This window comes from Glutamicibacter sp. BS14, assembly GCF_056934375.1.
In genome coordinates this window covers 25,450-44,932 of sequence record NZ_CM167801.1, presented here as the reverse complement: position 1 = coordinate 44,932, position 19,483 = coordinate 25,450, and the positions used below count along the sequence as shown (strand labels likewise).

Sequence of the window (19,483 nt, the reverse complement as noted above, 5' to 3'; positions counted from 1 at the left end):
GTCTGGAAGTATGGAATTTCTCATCTGGCTCGTTGTCCTCATCGCAGTGATTGCCCTGGGCTACTTCGGTCTGCAAGCGCTGCGCAAGAAGAACACTGCGCAAATCGCGCAGGCGATTTCCCGTGAAGCAGCGCAGGCGGCAAACGCGAGGCTGGATGATGCTTCACGCAATTCGGTGTACCGCAATCTGGCCAAGGGCGACGTCATGGGCGCGGTCAAGGATTTCCGCGCTGCTACTGGCGACTCGGTCAAGGATTGCGTGATTGCAGTACGCAGCCTCGACAAGTACCCGCAGACAGCCCCTGCCAAGGAATTGCCGAATGATGATGCCGAGATCAAGGCTTTGAGCGACAAACTCGAAGCTCAAGTTGAGCGCGAAGATCGTGAAGCGGCCGCCACTGCCGCAGAGGATGCCACACCAGCACCTGCCGATGACACTTGGGTTGTACCCCAGGAATGGAGCGAGCAGTTCAGTTCCCTTCAGGAACCAAGTGCTACGCACTTCAAGATGGCGTTCGAACTTGATGGCGAGAACCGCGAATTTTCCAGCGAACAACTGCCGGCAAATGAATACGACCAGCTATTCTCCATGCTGCGGGATTCCAATTTTGAAGAAGCGGCAAAGATCCTGCACGGCTATACGGATCTGCCGGTCGAAGACCTGGAACGCATGATCGCGACGTCTCCCATGTCTGGCGCGAGCGCCAACGGCAATATTGCAGACTTCCGCTTTGAAGGCCAGGGCCCGGATGGTCCAGTGCATTTCGATGCTGCCGAACTTCCAGAAGCTGACCGCGAAGCGCTCTTCGACGCAATCGCCGATACCGATCTGGACCGGATGTCGGAAATCATTGTTCGCCACACCTCGTTGCCAGAGGATATCGTGCAGAACATGCTGCGGACCTTCGTTAAGCGCGACGACCAGTAGCGGAGAAACTGCTGTCCTGGAGTTTTGAAAATCCCCCGGATTCACCGAAAAATCGGTGAATCCGGGGGATTTTCCGTATTCGGAACGTTCTCGTCGAAAAAGTGCCATATGAACGAAAAACCCCCTACCTGAGTAGGGGGTTCTTGGCGGACACGGGGGGATTTGAACCCCCGGTCGAGTTTTAGCCCGACCCTTCATTAGCAGTGAAGTCCATTCGGCCGCTCTGGCACGTGTCCATCCGCTGTTTCCAGCAGAATCTAGCCTACCCGAAGATGGGCGCGTGTTCCAAAACGAGAGAGCTAACGCACCTGTCGCCACAGGAATTCGTAGCTGGTGGCCAGCATTTTGGCGGTTGACTCGTTATCCGTTGACCCGGCATGGCCACCGCCCTGTGGCTCGTGGTACCGCACATTGGCAATGCCCAGATCCATCATTTTGGCTGCCATGATGCGTGCCTGCGAAGGGCCGACACGGTCATCAGAAGTCGTGGTCCAAATCAACGAGGCCGGATAGTCATTGGCTGGATGAGGCTGGTCGGTGAGTCGATGCACGGGGGAGAAAGTCCGCAGGAAGTCCCAGTCCCCGGGAACCTGCGGGTCGCCGTACTCGGCAATCCAGGAATGGCCGGCAGCTAGCTGCGTGTAGCGCTGCATGTCCAATAGCGGGACGCCGCAGGAAATTGCTCCGAACAAGTGCGGGTAGCCAGAGATCATATTGCCCATGAGCAACCCGCCGTTAGAACGCCCTGTCGCGGCCAAATGCGCGCGGGACGTCACCCGGCGAGCCACCAGGTCCTGGGCGATGGCTGCGAAATCCTCGTAGGCACGATGGCGCTTTTCACGCAGGGCAGCACGATGCCAATCCGGCCCGTACTCGCCACCACCGCGAATGTTGGCCATGACGTATACCGGTTTGCGGCCCTCAACGGTACGCTGCGATAACCAACCGGTGCCCATGGCGGCTGCATAGCCAGGAGTCATGCTGTGCTGGAAACCGCCGTAGCCGTCCATCAGCACCGGGTTCTTCCCATCGTGGACCAGGTCGGATGCCGCGACTTGGAAATATGGAACCCTGGTGCCGTCCGCAGAGGACGCAAAATGCTGGGTGACTTCAAAACCACCGGCATCAAAGCGATCCGGCGATTTCTTCACGACCTTTGCTGCCGAACCAACTGTGCCGCGCAACAAGGTAGTAGGGGTAATGAATCCGGTGATGGTCATCCAATAGTCATCGCCATGCTCCGGGTCCTCATCATCAACGGCTCCCACCGAGACGCTGAGCATTGGATCCTTCAGTGGCATGTCCGACTGGCTGAAATGATCTGCGAGATCAATAATGCGCACTTGCGAAGCCACATCACACAATACGGTGAGCAGCAGATAATTGGCGGTAAAGCTCAGTGATTCCAGCGCAGTGTGCGCATCCGGGACGAAGAGAACCTTCTCGATGCTGCCGGACTCGAGGAATCTATCCAGCCGGGCGATAGCCAATGAACCCGCAGCGATCTTCTGGCCCTGGTGTTCCCAATTGGTTTGGGGAGCAAAGATGACCCACTGCCGGTGCAGGCTGACCTGCACATCGGTTGGAACATCGATCAGATGGTGTTCCCCGTCGATGAGGACACCGGCATTGGAATTGTAGAAGTCGATGGCATCAGTGGTGACCACGCGTTCGAATCCCGGAGTCGAATCGAAGTAGCCGAAGGCTGCGACATGTTCTCTATCGACTTGGAAGAGAATTGGCGCTTCTTCGATCTCCATGCCGCGGCTGAGCCTTCGCAGGGTATTCGCGTAGGTCGAACGGGTCGTGAACTGCTCGCTGCTGGCGGAACCGACAAGCAAGGTATCGTGGTCAATCCACGAGGCTTGGGTCTTCGCGACGGGAACGTCGAAACCGCCGGCAACGAAGCTCTTGGAGGTCAGATCGAATTCGCGAATGCGCACCTGGTCGCCGCCGTCAGGACTCAAGCGAAGCAGGGCCCGCTGGTAGGCGCCACCGGCCGCTGGACGCAGGAGTGCTGAACCAGCGAAATGCCATTCGTGGCCTTCCAGCTGCGCATGCAGGTCAAGATCCAATAGGATTTCCCACTGCGGGTCGTCGCTGAGGTAGGAATTCCAAGTGGTGCGACGCCAAAGTCCAAGACGATGGGCGGAATCGCGCCAGAAGTTGTAGTAGTGATCGCCACGCTTGGTCACCATGGGAATGCGGTCTTGGGCATCCAGGACCGTTTTGATCCGCTCCGCAGTGGCATGGAACGAGTCGTCGTACAGCTCGGACTCGGTACGCTGGGTCTGATCCCGCACCCATTCGAGTGCCGTTTCGTCGTGAATTCCTTCAAGCCAGGAATACGGATCAGCGCTTGCAACCTCAGAATCATGCTCAGTCATGGCCATAGTCTATGCGTCTGGCCCATGCCCTGTTCCAAAGGTAATAACCTAGAGGAGTGAACAGCGAGATAGCAACACCAAAGAACGAGTTCAGCCTGGCCCTTGTCGGGGCAGGCCCACGCGGCACGAGCGTGGTTGAAAGACTCGCTAACTTGGCGTTGAAACTCCCGGCCCAAGGCACCGTTCTGAAAGTTACGGTCTTTGATCCGTTCCCTCCGGGCTCCGGCCACGTGTGGAACCCGAAACAGTCGGAGCATTTCCTGATGAACACCCCGTCATCATTTCCGACAGTGGCCCCCGAACGGTTGGGCGATGAACCGGGGTTGAGCTTTCGCCAGTTCGTCGCACTGCGCGGCGATGGACGCAAGCTCACCGATGAGCATGCCAAGCTGATCGGGCGAATTGAACCCGGCTCCTATCCGTCACGCGCAATCTATGGCGAGTACCTCGAGCACGTGTATGAGCGCAGCGCAGCGATACTTGCCACCCACGAGAATTTCAGCATCGAACATGTAGCCGCAGAAGTCGTTGCGGTCCGCCCCGTCGGCAACGCCTATCAGATCGATTTCCGCAGTAACCTGGAGGGTGCCGAAACCCGTCAGCTGGCCGCTGACGCTGTGGTGCTGGCCTTGGGCCACCAGCCGGCAGAACTGAACCCATGGCAGAAGCAGCTCAAGGAAGCTGCCTCCCAAGCCGGGGCCACCTACCTGCCACCGAATGTTCCAGCGGACCTCGACTACTCCCAGTTCAAGGAAGGCCAGCCTGCGTTGATCCGCGGGTTGGGCTTGAATTTCTTTGACGGCATGGTCGAGCTGACGGCAGGCCGCGGCGGGATTTTCCGTGAGGCCAGCACCGAGCCGGGGCATCGCCTGCAGTACATCGGCTCAGGCCGGGAGCCGGCACTGATCGTAGCTTCGCGCCGCGGTACCCCCTACTGGGGCAAGCCAGTAGTGGAGCAGTTCATTCCTGATGAAATTGAACTACGCTACTTCGACGTTCCGGAACTCATCGGGCGCCTTGCCGAAGCACGCGCCACCAACCCTGCCTCCTCCTTGGTGTTCTCACGCCATATTTGGCCCAAACTGCACCGGGACATCTTGTTCGCCTACTACAGCACCTGCGCTCGCGCGCATGGTGCCCCGGAAGGCCTCGATGAGCGAGAATTCGTTGATCAGCTCGACGCGATCCTCTCTGCGGAGCACCATGAAGGAAGCCAAGTGTGGCTTAGCGAACTGCGCAAGTTCGTCGGGCAGTTCCCGCAGTTGCAGTGGCTCGATGTGCCAAAGCTGGCAAGGCCATTTGAAGAACTCGGGTTCAGCTCCGATGAGCAATACCAGCAGGCAGTACGCGACTACCTCGTGGGCAATGCCCGGCACAGCACCGGCGGGCTAGAAGACCCGTTGTCATGCGCCATCATGACGATGAATGCCGGACGCATGCTGGTCAAGGAGCTGATTGCTTCCGGCGTGATCGACGAGCAGTCGCGCATTGAAGAAATCCAAGCGCACTTCGAACCACTGGTCGAAGGACTGTCCTCAGGCCCGCCGCTCGAACGCATTGAACAGCTGCTGGCGCTCTCGCGCGCCGGGATAGTAACCTTCCTTGGTCCGGACCCGGAGTTCGGCTTCGACGAGGTTTCCGAGCAATTCACCGCATCCTCGCCCTGGGTAGATGCGGAGGTGCACACTGCGAAGACCATGTGCGAAGCGATGATGCCCAGTAACCGCGTGCTGCAAAATAACGCGGCGCTGATAAAGCAGCTCTTGGGAGATCACGTAGCGCGCGTGCACACTTGGAAGAACACGGAAGGCGAAAGCCTGCCTGGATCCGGTTTCGACGTGGTCGGTGAACCATACCGTCTGGTCAACAGCGATGGGCTGGCGCACCGCGGGCTATTCGTGCTGGGATTGCAATTGTCATCAGCGCAGTGGGGGACCGCTATTGCCGCGCAAGCGGGCGACCTGCGCCACCCCGCGGCCCGAACCTTGCAAGACGCAGCCAACGTAGTGAACGAAGTGGCTCGCCTGGCGGGGCTGATCGCCAACGAAAGATTAAGCGCGGAGCAGTATTAAGCAGTTTGGCGGGCTGATCCAAGGATCAGCCCGCCAAACTCGAAAAGCGCGGATGGTATGGGATTTGAACCCATGAGACGGGGTTGCCGCCTACTGGTTTTCAAGACCAGCTCCTTCGGCCGCTCGGACAACCATCCAACCCGAAAAAGTATACGGCATGAACCCCTGTTGAAAGGAATTGAAGGCCATGAACGACGTTATGAACGCCTATATCTACAACCGTGCCGGTGGGCCAGAAGTCCTTGAACTGGTCCAACGGCCAATGCCGGTCCCCGCAGCTGGGGAAGTGCTGGTCAAGGTCGAGGCCTTCGGACTGAACCGCGCGGATGTGCAGCAGCGCAAGGGAGTGTATCCGCCACCTCGCGGAGCCAGCGATATCCCCGGGCTGGAAGTCTCGGGCAGCATCGTGGAGATCGGCGATGGCGTCAGCGGATGGAAACCGGGAGCGCGAGTTGCCGCCCTGCTCGCTGCTGGCGGGTATGCGCAGTACGTCAATGTTCCGGCAGAACTGCTCATCGAAATCCCTGGAACGGTTTCGAGCATCGAAGCCGCCGGGTTGCCGGAAGTCGCCGCCACCGTGGTCTCCAACCTCTTCATCGAAGGCGGACTAGGCCAAGACCAGACGCTGTTGATCCATGGCGGAGCCGGCGGCATCGGCTCCATGGCCATACAGCTCGCCAAGGCCGCTGGCGCCCGCGTCATCGTCACCGCTTCCTCGGCAGAGAAATTGGACTACTGCCGTGCCCTCGGCGCCGACGAGGGAATCAACTACCGGGAAGAGGACTTTTCTGCACGCGTCAAGGAACTGACCGACGCCAGGGGCGTGGATCTGATCCTGGATGTCGTGGGCGCCAAATACCTGGGGGAGAACGTCAAGGCGCTCGCCGTCGGCGGACGGATGGTAGTCATCGGACTGCAAGGCGGAGCCAAGGGAGAACTGAACTTGGGCCTGCTGATGAGCAAGCGGGCGCGGATCATCGGCACAACTTTGCGTTCCCGCCCGCTGCATGAGAAGGCGGAGATCGTTCGCCAGACCATTACCCGCGTGATGCCGCTGCTGGAACAGGGGAAACTGGCACTGAACGTCACCAAGGCCTTTGGATTCCCGGAGCTGGCCGCTGCCCACGAATACTTCGATTCCGGTGAACATACGGGAAAAGTTGTCATAGAGGTTTAAAGCAGCGGGAAACCAGTTGTAAGGTGACTCAGTAGTCATTAATGCGTGACTAGCCTAATAACCGCTGGTCGCGCACATCACTTGCACTGTTCCTAGGAGGTTGCTCGATTTGAGTACCCAAAATACCTTGCCACCAGCGGGTGTCGATCCTGAGGTTGCCGAACGCGAAGAAAAGCGTTGGACCCCCGCCAAGATCGCCATCTGGGTTGCCATCGCGCTGGTCGGCGGAATCGCATGGTCGATTCTCGCCTTCTCGCGCGGGGAAACCATCAATGCCATCTGGTTCGTCTTCGCCGCTGTTGCGACCTACCTGATTGCCTACCGCTTCTACTCGAAGTTCATCGAGCGCAAGATCGCCAAACCGGATGATTTCCGGGCCACCCCGGCCGAATCGGTCAATAACGGCCGTGACTTCGTTCCCACCGATCGCCGCGTGCTCTTCGGCCACCACTTCGCCGCCATCGCAGGCGCCGGTCCGCTGGTTGGACCGATCCTCGCAGCGCAGATGGGCTATTTGCCAGGCACCATCTGGATTATCGTGGGCGTGGTGCTGGCCGGGGCGGTCCAGGACTATCTCGTCATGTTCTTCTCCATGCGCCGTGGCGGACGCTCGCTGGGCCAGATGGCCCGCGAAGAGCTGGGCCTGATCGGCGGCACCGCTGCCCTGATCGCCACCCTGGCTATCATGATCATCATTACCGCCATCTTGGCGCTGGTGGTCGTCAACGCACTGGGCGAGTCCGCTTGGGGTGTCTACTCGGTGGGCCTGACCATCCCTATCGCCTTGTTCATGGGCATCTACCTGCGGTTCATCCGCCCGGGCAAGGTCCTGGAAATCTCCATCATCGGCTTCGTGCTGCTGATGTTCGCGATCATCTCCGGCCGCTGGATTGCCGAGTCTGCGTGGGGTGCCGAGTTCTTCCACCTGGATCGCACCACCATCGCCTGGGCCATCATCATCTACGGCATCATCGCCGCGGTGCTCCCGGTATGGCTGCTGCTGGCTCCTCGCGACTACCTGTCGACTTTCATGAAGATCGGCGTCATCGGCCTGCTGGCCGTGGCGATCATCGTCGTCCGCCCGGAAATCGATGTTCCGGCCTTCTCCGAGTTCGCTGGCCGTGCCGATGGCCCGGTCGTTGCCGGGCACATCTTCCCATTCCTGTTCGTGACCATTGCCTGCGGTGCGCTGTCGGGCTTCCACGCACTGATCGCCTCGGGCACCACCCCGAAGCTGGTCGAGAAGGAAAAGCAAACCCGCTTCCTGGGCTACGGCGGCATGCTCATGGAGTCCATGGTCGCCATCATGGCGCTGGTTGCAGCGATTTCCATCGACCGCGGCATCTACTTCGCGATGAACTCCTCGGCTGCCGCTACCGGTGGCACGGTGGAAACCGCGGCGGCATTCGTGAACTCGCTGGGTTTGGCCGGCGTTAGCCTGGATCCAAACCAGCTGACCGAACTTGCCAATAACGTGGGCGAGAGCTCGGTTGTCTCGCGTACCGGTGGCGCTCCGACCCTGGCTGTGGGCATTGCGCACATCATGCACCAGTGGTTCGGCGGCACCGCGATGATGGGCTTCTGGTACCACTTCGCGATCATGTTCGAGGCACTGTTCATCCTGACCGCGGTTGACGCCGGTACCCGTGTTGCGCGCTTCATGCTGCAGGACACCATCGGCAACTTCTTCCCGAAGTTCAAGGACACCTCGTGGCGTCCGGGCGTGTGGCTGTGCACGTTGATCATGGTTGCCGGCTGGGGCTACATCCTGATCCTCGGCGTGACAGATCCCCTGGGCGGCATCAACACCTTCTTCCCGCTGTTCGGCATCGCCAATCAGCTGCTGGCTGCGATAGCGCTGGCCGTGGTGATGACCATCATCGCCAAGCAGAACAACTTCAAGTACCTGTGGGTCGTGGCTCTGCCGCTGGCCTTCACCGTGGTGATCACCTTCGTCGCGAGCTGGCAGAAGATCTTCTCCGCAGATACCAAGGTGGGCTACTTCGCCAACCACAACGCCTACAAGGAAGCTCTGGCCAATGGCGAGACTTCCCTCGGCTCGGCGGGCAGCGTCGAAGCCATGGAGGCCGTGGTCCGCAACACCGGTGTCCAGGGCTGGCTGTCCGTGGTCTTCCTGGTGCTGACCGCCATCGTGCTGGTTTCGGCGGTTGTCGCAACCGCCAAGGCCAAGCAGAGCGGTGGTGGCAACAGCACCGAGGATCCTGCCGTGCCATCGAAGATGTACGCACCCGCCGGCTTGATCTCGTCGCCTGCCGAAAAGGAACTTGAGAAGGCTTGGAAGCAAATCCCTGCCGAAGCCCAAGTCCAGCGAGGCGGCCACTAGCCATGGCGACGCTGTTGGAACGCCTGGGGCAAGCCAAGAAGTTTGTCGACGGGGTGCTCGGGGCCGACAAGTACCAGCACTACCTGGAACACCATGAACGCAATCATCCTGGCTCCAAGCCAATGACCGAGCGCGAATTCTGGAAGGACTACACCGACTGGCAGGAAAAGAATCCTGAAGGGCGTTGCTGCTGAACGCGACTGGTACCGGCCGTGAGAACCATTGGCGAAAGCGGATGGGGCTCGCGGCCGGTTTCGTTTTATGTCGACCCCGCTGCCGGGAACACTGCGGTGATCCCGGTAGGCTAGAACCAGTAATTCATCGGAAACCACCGGCAGAGAAGTGTAATGGCGTTCTTTTCACGACTGCGCGCTGAGCGTGCTGCTGCTCGCGAACTTGGCGAGGGCGTCTGGCGTCGCGCCCATGACCGTTTCCAGCGGTCATTGGACCGGGTCTTCCAGGTGGTAGACGGCATCAACGATGACCAGGTTTACAACCAGCTGGTCCGAGAAGCCAATGAGATGGCTGTGCTGTTGCCGACCGTGCGCCAGCTTTGCTGTGCGGCGCATCGGATCACCCCGAGCAATGACGACACGATCCCGCAGCTGACCTCTGCGGCGCATCGTTCGCTGACTAAGGCCGCCAACGATTTGGCGACGACCGCACAGGTCGTAGCGATGATGCGCATGCAGGCCGAAGCCGGCAAGCCGATCGATATCGAAGCCGTGCGCCATCGTGCCATGCTGGTGAAAGAAGACGTCAGCCGGGCCGTGCAATTGCTCGCTTCCAGCGAATAATTGGGTTTTCCCGATCGCTCGCGTGGTGTTCCACCGCGCAGGGCGCATCAGTGGACTAAATTAGTTGCATGACCCAAACAATTCCTGAACTGAAGTTCCTTGACGGAAACACCATCGACCAGCTTGGCTACGGCGTCTGGAAGGTCGCCGACGAGGACGCGGAAGCAGTCGTTGGCCAGGCCATCGACGCCGGCTACCGCCACATCGACACCGCACGCATCTATGGCAACGAAGCTGGCGTCGGCCGCGCAGTTGCAGCCAGCACCGTGCCACGCGAAGACCTCTTCATCACCACCAAGGTCTGGAACTCGGACCAGGGTTTCGAGAAGACCCTCGCCGCAGCGGATGCCTCGCTGGAACGGCTCGGCCTGGAATACGTCGACCTGTACCTGATCCACTGGCTGCAGCCCAAGCGCGGCACCTACGTGGACACCTGGAAGGCACTGATCCAGTTGCAGAAGGACGGCAAGGCCAAGTCCATCGGCGTTTGCAACTTCACCAAGGAAGCACTGGAAAAGCTCTACACCGAAACCGGCGTCCGCCCGGTGATCAACCAGGTCGAAACCCATCCGTACTTCCCGCAGGGCGAGCTGCGCGCCTACGAGGCCGAGCACGGCATCCTGCACCAGTCCTGGTCCCCGCTGGGCCACGGCGGCGAACTGCTCAGCGACCCAGCGCTGGTGGAGATCGCCAAGAAGCATGAAGCATCGGTGGCACAGGTAGTCATCGCGTGGCACCTGGCGGTAGGCAACGTGGTCATCCCGAAGTCGACCACCGAATCGCGCATCGTCGAGAACTTCGAATCGCTGAACGTGAAGCTGGACGAAGAAGATCTGGCTGCCATCGCTACCCTGGACCGCGGAGCGGAAGGCCGTATCTCGGCTGACCCGGCAACCGCCGACTTCGAGTAAAAAAGCTAGGCAGAACAGAAGGCTCCCGGTTTCTTCCGAAACCGGGAGCCTTCTGCCGCAACTGCCTTGTGCCTGGCCTCTAGCAGTCCAGTACGGTTGGTGCAGCGAACAGCGTATCGACGCCTTCGGCGTACAGAACCGAGTCAGGAGCTCGATCAGCGAGAGTGGCGAAACCGGCGGCACGCAGCAGGCCATCGTCGAATTCAACGAGTTGTGCAGGTTGCAGCGGCCACGGTTCATGGTGGTTCCGGCAGTGCAAGGTGCGCCCAAGATGCCGCTGGTGGAACGCCCACTGTGCCGATAGCGCGATGGCGGTCTGCGAACCCGGGGTAATTGGATCGGCACTGGCAGAAGCTTCTACCGGACGCACGACGATGCGGGAACGTGCGCTCGGATTTCCGATGCGCCGTGTTGCATAGCTGATCGTGCCGGCCTTCTTCAGGATTTTCATGGACGACCACTGGTACTTCAACCCGAAGACTGCCCGCGCCATGAGCACAGGTAGCAGGCGTGATGCTTCAAGGCTCAGGAATACCACTGCGCGGCGTCCTTGATTGTCAACGGAATAGAGGCGCACATTGATCTCCGGGAAGTCACCCAACCACGGAATCGCAGGACCGGAGAAGAACGCACTGCGCGACATCTGGAAAGCGACGAGGCCCACCCAAGCGCTGCCGGCGACAATATCTGGCCGGCATCCTTCGGGCATGTACGGCGCCACCTCATCCGGGCTAACCCGCCAATGCAGGAACGCTACTTCGCTCCACCGTTGGCGCATGATCGCGTTGCCGCCTAGCGATGGCGGTTCAGGGGAGTACTGCAAGGATTGCATCAGTTTGGAATTCCTTGGAAATTGCTGTCGAAGGCTTATACCGCTATTGCCGGTCGCGAACCAGGATCGATGATCTGCTGATCGCGGAGTGAAGAATCGTTTGCCGGCTCTGGCCTAATTGAATATCCAAAAGCGCCGTTGGGCAAGATGCGGGATAAGAATGGACTGCGTGGGAATCGAAGACCCCGGGACCAGTCATGAAAATCCATTGAAAATTGCGAAAACCCCGGAATCATGCGGCAAGCGCGATTCCGGGGTTTTCTTCACAACGAGCCCCCTGCCGGATTTGAACCGGCGACCTGCTCTTTACGAGGGAGCTGCTCTACCCCTGAGCTAAGGAGGCCTGTACCTGCAAACAGGCACCACGTCACTTTATCCGAGGAATTGTCTGAACGTCAAAACGGCGACGACATCATCAAGCCCAATCAGCACCGGGTGCCGGCTTCGGGGACTTTGCCGTCAATCAGGTACTCATCCACCGCTTTGGTAATGCATTCATTGGAGCGTCCATATGCGGTGTGGCCATGGCCTTCATAGGTCAGCAGGGTCGCGTTATCCAGCTGCTGCGCCAATGCCTCAGACCATGCGTAGGGGGTAGCTGGATCGCCGACGGTGCCAATGACGAGGATCTCATTCGAGCCTTCCGCGTCGAGGACCTCAGGCTTGCCAGTGGCGTCGTGGTCCCAGGCCTCGCAGGTGATGCCGCCGTAGGCGAGATACTTGCCCAAGGTCGGGGCCGCACGCATCAACTCTGTTGCTTCGGCCTGCATCGCTTCTGGACTGGCGTCCATTGGACGGTCCAGGCAATTGATGGCGGTGAAAGCATCGGTGGAATTCGATGCATACGTGCCGTCGCCCTCGCGGTCCGCCGAGAGATCCGCGAAGCCGAGGATCATATCCACATCCGCGTCGTTGACGGCAGCGTTCATCGCATCGGTCAAAATGGGCCAGCTGGAATCGTCATACAGCGGCAAGATGAAGCCGTTGATGAAGTCGATGATCGGCACTGCACGCCCGTCGCTGGCAGTCATTGGTTCGTTCTCCACCTGCGCAAAGAACTGCTGCAGCTGCACCTTGGCCTCTTCAACGGTTCCAGTGAACGGGCACTCACCGCTTTCAAGGCAATTGGCGAGCCACGCGTCGATCTCCTTCTCGAAGCCAACTGCCTGGGCCAAAGTGAGGTCCGAAGCTGTGCTGGTTGGATCCATGGCGCCATCGAGTACGAAGCGACCCACATTCCGAGGGAACAAATCAGCGTAGGTTGCTCCGAGGAAGGTTCCATAGGAGAAACCGAGGTAGTCCAGCTGTGCATCACCGAGCACAGCACGGATCACGTCCATGTCCTTCGCTGCCGAAACGGTATCGACGTGGCCTAGGAGATTGCCGGTATTGGACGCGCAGTCAGCTGCGTAGTCCTCGGTATCCTCGACAATTTCGTCCTGGTCTTCAGGAACCCAAGCCCGCAGGTTTTCCTGGCGTCCCTCATCGGTCTCGGCACCGCTTTGGCAGGTGACCGGGGAGCTTTCTCCCACGCCTCGCGGATCGAATCCGATGACGTTGTAGGCGCGCTGCAGGTCAGCGCTGAACATGCCTAGTACCGAGGACGCCACCAGATCCAGGCCGGATCCGCCTGGGCCGCCGGGGTTTACCAGCAGATTGCCTGTCGCTCCGTCCACTGCGCGGCGGTTCAACGCCAGATCAATGCTCTCGCCTTCGGGATCGGCATAGTCCAGCGGAACCTCTATGGTGGCGCATTCGATGATGCTGCCGCATTCTTCCCAATCGAGGTCTTGGCTGTAGAAGGATTCCAATCCTTGCGGCGTACTGGCGTTGGGCGCGGACTGCGACGCATCCGATGCGCCGGACTGCGAATCCGCTGTAGTGGAAGAGCAGCCGGCCAGGGTCAAAGCCAGAGCGGTCCCCACTGCGGCCAAGCGCATCATCGGTGAGCGTGCAGGCACTTTTAGTGTCTCCTTGTGATGGGTTAACGGCGTCCCGGCTGCGGCAGCAAACGGGTCATGAGTGCTTCCAGGGCCATGAGCTGGTTGACGTTGGCAGCCAAGCGGCTGCGCGTTTCATTGATGGCATCAAGCTGGGCCAAGGACTTCTCGCTGGACTGTTCCGCTGCGAAACGTTCGAGCTTCTCGCGCAGGTGCTCGTTGATCAGCTCAATTCCGGTATTCAGCTGGATGCTCAAAACATCGCGGAAGAATGTGGTCAGGTCTGTCAGGGTACGGTCCAAGGCATCGAAAGCCGCACGCCGAGCGAATCGCTTGGCATCATCCTCCAGCGCCTTGAACTGTCCACGCAATCCAGCGGGGATGTTCTCCTCTGGACCCAAGCCGTTGGCGTGGCGCAGCTGGGCAATCTTGTTCTGCAGATCGGTGCCGGTAATGTTCTCGGCACGCTCGCTGGCCAGTTTGGAAATTTTTGCGGCAGCGGCCATCGCCTGCGGCAAGGTGGTGGTGCGCAACGGCAGGGTAACGACTTTTTCACGCTGGATGCGTGCTTGCTCGTCACGGGCCAGCAAACGGGCTACGCCAATGTGGGACTGCGAGACACGGGCAGCGAACAGCGCCTGTTCCGGTTCCAGCCCGTCACGGCGCACCAGAAGATCCGCAACATCCTGGGTGGCCGGCACGGAGAGATTTACCGCGCGGCACCGTGAACGAATGGTCACCAGAACATCTGCAGGAGACGGGGCGCTCAGGATCCAGATCATCTTGGCGGGAGGTTCTTCAATGGCCTTGAGCAGCACGTTGGTGCTGCGCTCGGACATGCGGTCGGCATCTTCGATGATGATGATGCGCCAGCGGCCGGTGCCAGCACTTTCCTGTGCACGGGTAATCAGATGGCGGACGTCAGCGATCTGGTACTCGAATTTGTCGGTGGATACGAAGGACACATCCGGGTGCTCCGAATTCATGACCATTTTGCAGTTGGCGCACTGCCCGCAGCCGGCCGGGGCCTGGGTGCACTGCAAAGCTGCCGCGAAAGCCCGCGCCGCAGTGGTACGGCCCGAACCCGGGGGACCGGTGACCAGCCAGGCATGCGTCGGGTTGCCGCGATCAACCTCAGCGGTCAACGTGGCAATGACACGTTCCTGCCCGGCAAGTTCTGCGAAGACCGGCCGGGTCACAGCAAGCCTGCCAAATGCTGCGCAACCGACTGGTGCAGCTGCTCCACGCTGGCGGTGGCATCCAGGACCAGATAGCGTTGCGGATCACGGGCCGCCAAGTCGAGGAAGGCGTTGCGGATGCGTTCATGGAAATCATCCGGCTCGGATTCCAAGCGATCCGAATCCTCCACGCCGCCGCTGGCCGCAATGCGCCGGGCACGTCCCTGTGCGGCGGAGATATCAAGAATGATGGTGGCATCCGGCTTCAGTCCGCCGGTTGCGAAGTCGTTGATCGATGCGACGGCATCAAAGCCGAGGGCGCGGCCCATGCCCTGGTAAGCCAGTGAGGAATCAACGAATCGGTCGCAGATGATGTGGGTTCCGGTATCCAGCGCGGGGGAGATGACCTGCTGGACATGGGCGGCACGCGCCGCCGAGTAAATCAGGGCCTCGGTACGGGCATCGATCTCGCCGTGGCCGTGTTCGAGCACCAAGGAACGCAGCTCTTCGCTGATCTGGGTTCCGCCTGGCTCACGGGTAGTGGTGACCTTGGCGCCACGGGACTCCAGCCACTGCTGGGCCAGGGCGACCTGCGTGGACTTCCCAGCGCCGTCACCGCCTTCAAAAACGATGAACAAGCCACGGGTTGGGGTACTCGATTCGATACTCACCCCACTAGCCTATCCAAGGACATTTAAAGATGTGCGTTGCAACGGCAGGATGTGCAACGAAAATGCACCCAGTGTGGTGGATCAGTCAGATGAAATGTAGTGAAATCCACCGGCTGGCAGCGTCAAAGGAAGCGTAGAGTTTTTTCCATGAACCCCCGCACCGCAGAATCAGGCGCCAATCCGGCCTGGGATCCGAAAACTTTGCTCGTTGCCGGTGGGCGTCCGGCCCATGGGTACGATGCTCCAGTCAACCACCCGGTGACCTTCACCTCGACCTACCACTCCAAAGGCCAGGCGGTGCCGGGTGAACGCGTATATGCGCGCTTCTCCAATCCGACCTGGGATCCGTTTGAAGAAGTACTGGGCCAGCTCGAAGCGGCAACGCTGCCTGCCCTGGTGTTCTCCTCGGGCATGGCAGCTATTGCCGCCGCACTGAGCATCGTGCCAGAGGCCGGCGTGCTGGTGATGCCGCAGCATTCCTATAACGGTTCGCTGGCGTTGAGCGCAGAGCTGCAAGAGGCGGGACGGCTGTGCATTCGCCCGGTGGATATTGCCAACACCGAAGAAGTGCTCGCTGCCTTGGAGGGGGCCGATGTGCTCTGGGTGGAATCGCCAACCAACCCGATGCTGGAAGTCGCCGACCTGCCGACCCTGCTGGCTGCCGCCAAAGCGAAGAACGTCGTGAGCATCGTGGATAACACCTTTGCCACCCCACTGCTCCAGCAGCCGCTGGTCCACGGTGCCGACCTTGTAGTTCACTCGGTGACCAAGTACCTGTCGGGCCACTCGGACGTGATCATGGGCGCGCTGGTCACCAGCGACGAGCAGCTCCACAGCCGCCTGCATGGGTACCGGACCTTGCATGGCGCGATCGCCGGCCCGATGGATACCTTCCTCGCATTACGCGGGGTGCGCACCATGGCCGTGCGCCTTCAGCGTTCGCAGTCAAACAGCCAGGTGCTGGCAGAACGCCTCGCGGCACATCCCAAGGTGCAGGCCGTACGCTACCCGGGACTGCCCAACGACCCGGGCCACGCGCGCGCCGCGGACCTCATGGGCGGGTTCGGATCGGTGATCGCCTTTGAAGCGGGAAGCACCGCCGAAGAAGCGGACCGGGTACTGGAAGCCTTCCAGCTCATCACCGGCGCCACCTCGCTTGGAGGCGTGGAATCCCTGGCTGAGCGCCGGGCCCGCCACGCTTCGGAGCCGGCCAGCGTCCCGGCCAGCCTGATCCGACTGTCAGTAGGCATTGAAGAGGTGGAAGACCTCTGGGCCGATCTGCAGCAAGCGCTGGACCGGCTTTGATGCCCGCGGGCGCTGATTTCCGCGCGTGGCACAGCGCCCATCATTTGCGCCAAAAAGGTAGAGTACAAGCATGAACATGTTGCGCATGGCCCAAATAATCGAGTACTACATGATGATCGCTTTGAGCATTGTCATCGTTGCGCTCGCCGTCTGGGCTTTGGTTGATTGCCTGCGCCATGGCGCAGATCGTTTCGCCCAGGAAGGCAAGCGCACCAAGGGGTTCTGGCTTGGACTGACCGTCGCCAGCACCGCCGTGGCACTGCTTGGCATCTTCAGCCAGGGCGGAATCGGCTTCCTGCAGCTGATCGGCGCCTGCATCGCCTGCGTGTACCTCGCGGACGTCAAGCCTGCCGTCAGCGGCAAGGGCGGCGGCTGGTACAACTACTAGGCGTGCCAAGGCACCAAGTTTTCCCGAAGACCTGCATCCGCATCTTGGCGGACTGCAGGTCTTCGCACTTTAATCACGGGCCTTAACTTTCGCACGAGCAGGCTTGCGCATTGGTTAGGATGGATTACATGAGCCACACTTTGATTTTGCTTCGCCACGGACAGAGCGAATGGAACGAAAAGAACCTGTTCACCGGTTGGTACGACGTATCGCTGACCGAGAAGGGCCGTGCTGAAGCTGCCCGCGGCGGCCAGCTGCTGACCGAAGCTGGCTACAAGCCGGAGGTGCTTCACACCTCCTTGCTGACCCGCGCCATTGTTACCGCGAACCTGGCCCTGGAAGCCGCTGGCCGTTCGTGGATCCCGGTGAACCGCGACTGGCGCCTGAACGAGCGCCACTATGGTGCGCTGCAGGGCAAGGACAAGGCGCAGACCTTGGCCGAGTTCGGTGAAGAGCAGTTCATGGAATGGCGTCGCAGCTACGACACCCCGCCACCAGCACTGGATGATTCCTCGGAGTTCAGCCAGATCAACGACGAGCGCTATGCGGCGTTGGGCGACTCCGCCCCACGCACCGAGTGCCTCAAGGACGTGCTGGATCGCATGCTTCCCTACTGGGAGAACAACATCAAGGCTGACCTGTCGGCAGGCAAGACCGTCATGGTCACCGCCCACGGCAATTCGCTGCGTGCGCTGGTCAAGCATCTGGATGGCATCAGCGATGAAGACATTGCTGGCCTGAACATCCCAACCGGCATCCCGCTGGTGTATGAGCTGGATGACAACTTCCAGCCAATCACCAAGGGCGGAACCTACCTGGATCCAGCAGCCGCTGCGGACGCCATCAAGGCCGTTGCCAACCAAGGCCGCAAGTAGGATACGCTTTTCGGCGGCATCGAGGCTGCTGGCTACTCGCCAGTAGTTCGCGATGCCGCCGTCCGCTTGTTAACGCCGAGGTAACGCCAAGCGTCCGGCTGTGAGCGAAACAACTGCGCACGATTGTATTTTTGGCATTAGTATGCTGTAATCTCCTATTTCGAATAGGCTCAATGGCTCACGTTAGGAATGCAATTCGTGGCAACTGATTACGATGAAGTCCGCCCAGACGTTGCTGAGGCACGTAAGGCTTCTCTGGATGCGGTGAAGTCCGCAAACGCACCGGACGCCAAGTCGGTGGTGCGCGAGCTCGACGAGACCGACCACACCGATGGCATGGATCTGCCAGGTGCGGATCTATCCAACGAGGAATTGACCGTTACGGTCATTCCGCAGAAAGACGACGAGTTCATTTGCGGCTCGTGCTTCTTGATTCGCCACCGTTCGCAGCTGGTGCGCGAAGAGGGCAATGTAGGCTTCTGCGTCGAGTGCGAAGGCTAGAAGCCCGCTAGACGCTGGCGCCACTTGCGCGCCAACAACCTGCGAGGGCAGTCCACCGATCGGTGGACTGCCCTCTGCTGGTTTAACGGGCTGGATTCCCCGGATGGGACCGGACTCCAACGACGGTCCCTGGGCTGCCCAGCGCTGCGTCGTGCGTCCGCTGGCATCCTGCCGGGGCAATGGCTGGATGTGCGCTCACCGGGAGCGCGTGGAGCTGCATGGCCGGACGAGGCGCAGCACTGCCATGCCAACGGGGCCGCGGGCCGCGGGCGCGGTACCCAGTTCGCGCCGCGATGCGAAGGCTTCCCGGACCCCGGACACCCAGTTTCAGTGCTGAATGAGCTGGAGAGCAAAAATGGCGCCTGCCATCCGGTGGTACCGGATGGCAGGCGCCAAGGCGCAGCCTTATATCTTAGGTCCGCGGACCTAGATCTCGGTGGGGTCCCATTCGCCGGTCACCAGATAGGTGACCTTGCGAGCTACGGACACACCATGATCGCCGAAGCGCTCAAGGTAGCGGCTGGTCAGCGATACGTCCACGGTGGTGGGTGCATTGGCATCCCAGTCGTCGGCCGCGACCAGGGTGAAGACGCTGGAGTGCAAGCGATCCAGCTGGTGGTTCAGCTCGATAATTTCGGTAGCGATCTGCAGATCGCGGGTGTCGAGCAAACGCGCAACGGCCTTGGCGATGTCAATATCGATCTTTGCCATCTGGGCAAAGGTGTCGGAAATCCTGGCTGGGATTGCCGGGTTGGGGAAGCGCAGGCGGGCCAGCTGCGCCAAGTGGCGTGCCAAGTCGCCCATGCGCTCCAGCGAAGCACTCATGCGCAGCGAACCGACGATCATGCGCAGATCGCTGGCTACCGGTCCCTGCAAAGCCAAGGTATCGATAGCGCGCTCATCGAGCTGGTTCTGCAGGAAGTCGATCTTCGCGTCCGCTGCGATGACTTCCTGGGCCAGCTCGACGTCGACGTTGGCTAGCGAATCCCAAGCTCGATCCATTGCGGTTGCGACCTGGTTGGCCATCTCAATGAGTTCTTCGCCAATTTGCTGCAGGTCTGCTTGAAATACCTTACGCACAGCAGTTCCTTTCGAGTGTCGGTATCCATGCCGGATGGTGGACTGCCGTGGCAGCCAACCGCCCCGAAACAGTTTTGTGGCATGGTGGAGGGTCTTG

General features: G+C 60.3%; 17 protein-coding genes and 3 tRNA genes. 11 read left to right on the top strand and 9 right to left on the bottom strand.

Translation table 11 applies throughout. The features are described 5' to 3' along the window. The first annotated feature begins 10 nt into the window (after positions 1-10). Entirely contained in the window at positions 11-928 is a 918-nt protein-coding gene (locus AC1Z36_RS00205; protein ID WP_105658799.1) for a hypothetical protein, read from the top strand. Between the two features lie 144 nt (positions 929-1,072). Here the strand turns inward: AC1Z36_RS00205 and AC1Z36_RS00200 are convergent. Together AC1Z36_RS00200 and AC1Z36_RS00195 are read right to left on the bottom strand one after the other, a co-directional pair. Then, positions 1,073-1,164, bottom strand: a tRNA-Ser gene (locus tag AC1Z36_RS00200). Positions 1,165-1,227: 63 nt separating this feature from the next. Next, complete coding sequence (locus AC1Z36_RS00195) at positions 1,228-3,315, bottom strand: prolyl oligopeptidase family serine peptidase (RefSeq protein WP_105658845.1); 2,088 nt, start codon at positions 3,313-3,315, stop codon at positions 1,228-1,230. A gap of 56 nt (positions 3,316-3,371) precedes the next feature. On the opposite strand from AC1Z36_RS00195, the gene AC1Z36_RS00190 reads away from it, so the two are divergent. Then, a complete protein-coding gene (locus AC1Z36_RS00190; protein ID WP_105658798.1) occupies positions 3,372-5,387 on the top strand; it encodes an FAD/NAD(P)-binding protein in 2,016 nt (671 codons plus the stop codon). A gap of 49 nt (positions 5,388-5,436) precedes the next feature. Here AC1Z36_RS00190 and AC1Z36_RS00185 read toward each other — a convergent pair. Further along, positions 5,437-5,524 (bottom strand) — tRNA-Ser (locus AC1Z36_RS00185). Between the two features lie 62 nt (positions 5,525-5,586). Between AC1Z36_RS00185 and AC1Z36_RS00180 the strand changes: the two genes are divergently transcribed. The 5 genes from AC1Z36_RS00180 to AC1Z36_RS00160 all read left to right on the top strand — a co-directional run bounded on the left by AC1Z36_RS00180 (position 5,587) and on the right by AC1Z36_RS00160 (position 10,616). After that, a complete protein-coding gene (locus AC1Z36_RS00180) occupies positions 5,587-6,564 on the top strand; it encodes an NAD(P)H-quinone oxidoreductase (protein WP_402741807.1) in 978 nt (325 codons plus the stop codon). A 109-nt stretch (positions 6,565-6,673) separates the two neighbouring features. Next, positions 6,674-8,908, top strand: coding sequence for a carbon starvation CstA family protein (locus AC1Z36_RS00175; RefSeq protein ID WP_388024215.1), 2,235 nt, complete (start codon positions 6,674-6,676; stop codon positions 8,906-8,908). A gap of 2 nt (positions 8,909-8,910) precedes the next feature. Next, the gene (locus AC1Z36_RS00170; protein WP_105658795.1) at positions 8,911-9,102 is read left to right on the top strand and encodes a YbdD/YjiX family protein; all 192 of its coding nucleotides are present in this window, start codon (positions 8,911-8,913) and stop codon (positions 9,100-9,102) included. Between the two features lie 153 nt (positions 9,103-9,255). Then, positions 9,256-9,705 (top strand): hypothetical protein, encoded by a 450-nt coding sequence (locus tag AC1Z36_RS00165; protein WP_105658794.1) that lies wholly within the window; start codon positions 9,256-9,258, stop codon positions 9,703-9,705. A gap of 68 nt (positions 9,706-9,773) precedes the next feature. Next, positions 9,774-10,616, top strand: a complete 843-nt coding sequence (locus AC1Z36_RS00160) for an aldo/keto reductase (RefSeq protein WP_105658793.1) — start codon at positions 9,774-9,776, stop codon at positions 10,614-10,616. A gap of 79 nt (positions 10,617-10,695) precedes the next feature. Here the strand turns inward: AC1Z36_RS00160 and AC1Z36_RS00155 are convergent, their stop codons facing one another. From AC1Z36_RS00155 to tmk, 5 genes are all read right to left on the bottom strand, one after another. Next, on the bottom strand, positions 10,696-11,448 hold the full coding sequence (locus tag AC1Z36_RS00155; RefSeq protein WP_105658792.1) for a YqjF family protein: 753 nt from the start codon (positions 11,446-11,448) through the stop codon (positions 10,696-10,698). 271 nt (positions 11,449-11,719) lie between these two features. Beyond that, positions 11,720-11,791, bottom strand: a tRNA-Thr gene (locus AC1Z36_RS00150). A gap of 82 nt (positions 11,792-11,873) precedes the next feature. Continuing rightward, positions 11,874-13,409 carry an alpha/beta hydrolase gene (locus AC1Z36_RS00145; RefSeq protein ID WP_286134375.1) on the bottom strand — a complete coding sequence of 512 codons (1,536 nt, stop codon included), beginning with the start codon at positions 13,407-13,409 and terminating at the stop codon, positions 11,874-11,876. A gap of 23 nt (positions 13,410-13,432) precedes the next feature. Next, positions 13,433-14,587: a DNA polymerase III subunit delta' gene (locus AC1Z36_RS00140; protein WP_105658790.1), complete on the bottom strand. Its 1,155-nt coding sequence runs from the start codon at positions 14,585-14,587 to the stop codon at positions 13,433-13,435. After that, positions 14,584-15,237, bottom strand: a complete 654-nt coding sequence (tmk, locus tag AC1Z36_RS00135) for a dTMP kinase (RefSeq protein WP_105658789.1) — start codon at positions 15,235-15,237, stop codon at positions 14,584-14,586. Before tmk ends, AC1Z36_RS00140 begins: the two co-directional genes overlap by 4 nt. 147 nt (positions 15,238-15,384) lie before the next feature. On the opposite strand from tmk, the gene AC1Z36_RS00130 reads away from it, so the two are divergent. The 4 genes from AC1Z36_RS00130 (at position 15,385) to AC1Z36_RS00115 (ending at position 18,306) form a co-directional block, all read left to right on the top strand. After that, positions 15,385-16,542 (top strand): trans-sulfuration enzyme family protein, encoded by a 1,158-nt coding sequence (locus AC1Z36_RS00130; RefSeq protein WP_105658788.1) that lies wholly within the window; start codon positions 15,385-15,387, stop codon positions 16,540-16,542. Between the two features lie 70 nt (positions 16,543-16,612). Next, the gene (locus AC1Z36_RS00125; RefSeq protein WP_105658787.1) at positions 16,613-16,930 is read left to right on the top strand and encodes a DUF2516 family protein; all 318 of its coding nucleotides are present in this window, start codon (positions 16,613-16,615) and stop codon (positions 16,928-16,930) included. 128 nt (positions 16,931-17,058) lie between these two features. Next, entirely contained in the window at positions 17,059-17,805 is a 747-nt protein-coding gene (locus AC1Z36_RS00120) for a phosphoglyceromutase (protein WP_105658786.1), read from the top strand. 198 nt (positions 17,806-18,003) lie between these two features. Beyond that, positions 18,004-18,306: a DUF4193 domain-containing protein gene (locus AC1Z36_RS00115; protein WP_038993831.1), complete on the top strand. Its 303-nt coding sequence runs from the start codon at positions 18,004-18,006 to the stop codon at positions 18,304-18,306. A gap of 426 nt (positions 18,307-18,732) precedes the next feature. Here AC1Z36_RS00115 and phoU read toward each other — a convergent pair whose 3' ends face one another. Further along, positions 18,733-19,386: a phosphate signaling complex protein PhoU gene (gene phoU / locus AC1Z36_RS00110; RefSeq protein WP_105658785.1), complete on the bottom strand. Its 654-nt coding sequence runs from the start codon at positions 19,384-19,386 to the stop codon at positions 18,733-18,735. Between the last annotated feature and the right edge of the window lie 97 nt (positions 19,387-19,483).

Bases quoted from the DNA above. Each gene is read 5' to 3' on its own strand.
- AC1Z36_RS00205 (WP_105658799.1), top strand. From the start codon at position 11: ATGGAATTTCTCATCTGGCTCGTTGTCCTCATCGCAGTGATTGCCCTG.
- AC1Z36_RS00195 (WP_105658845.1), bottom strand. From the start codon at position 3,315: ATGACTGAGCATGATTCTGAGGTTGCAAGCGCTGATCCGTATTCCTGG.
- AC1Z36_RS00155 (WP_105658792.1), bottom strand. From the start codon at position 11,448: ATGCAATCCTTGCAGTACTCCCCTGAACCGCCATCGCTAGGCGGCAAC.
- AC1Z36_RS00160 (WP_105658793.1), top strand. From the start codon at position 9,774: ATGACCCAAACAATTCCTGAACTGAAGTTCCTTGACGGAAACACCATC.
- AC1Z36_RS00165 (WP_105658794.1), top strand. From the start codon at position 9,256: ATGGCGTTCTTTTCACGACTGCGCGCTGAGCGTGCTGCTGCTCGCGAA.
- AC1Z36_RS00170 (WP_105658795.1), top strand. From the start codon at position 8,911: ATGGCGACGCTGTTGGAACGCCTGGGGCAAGCCAAGAAGTTTGTCGAC.
- AC1Z36_RS00125 (WP_105658787.1), top strand. From the start codon at position 16,613: ATGAACATGTTGCGCATGGCCCAAATAATCGAGTACTACATGATGATC.
- AC1Z36_RS00130 (WP_105658788.1), top strand. From the start codon at position 15,385: ATGAACCCCCGCACCGCAGAATCAGGCGCCAATCCGGCCTGGGATCCG.
- AC1Z36_RS00180 (WP_402741807.1), top strand. From the start codon at position 5,587: ATGAACGCCTATATCTACAACCGTGCCGGTGGGCCAGAAGTCCTTGAA.
- AC1Z36_RS00120 (WP_105658786.1), top strand. From the start codon at position 17,059: ATGAGCCACACTTTGATTTTGCTTCGCCACGGACAGAGCGAATGGAAC.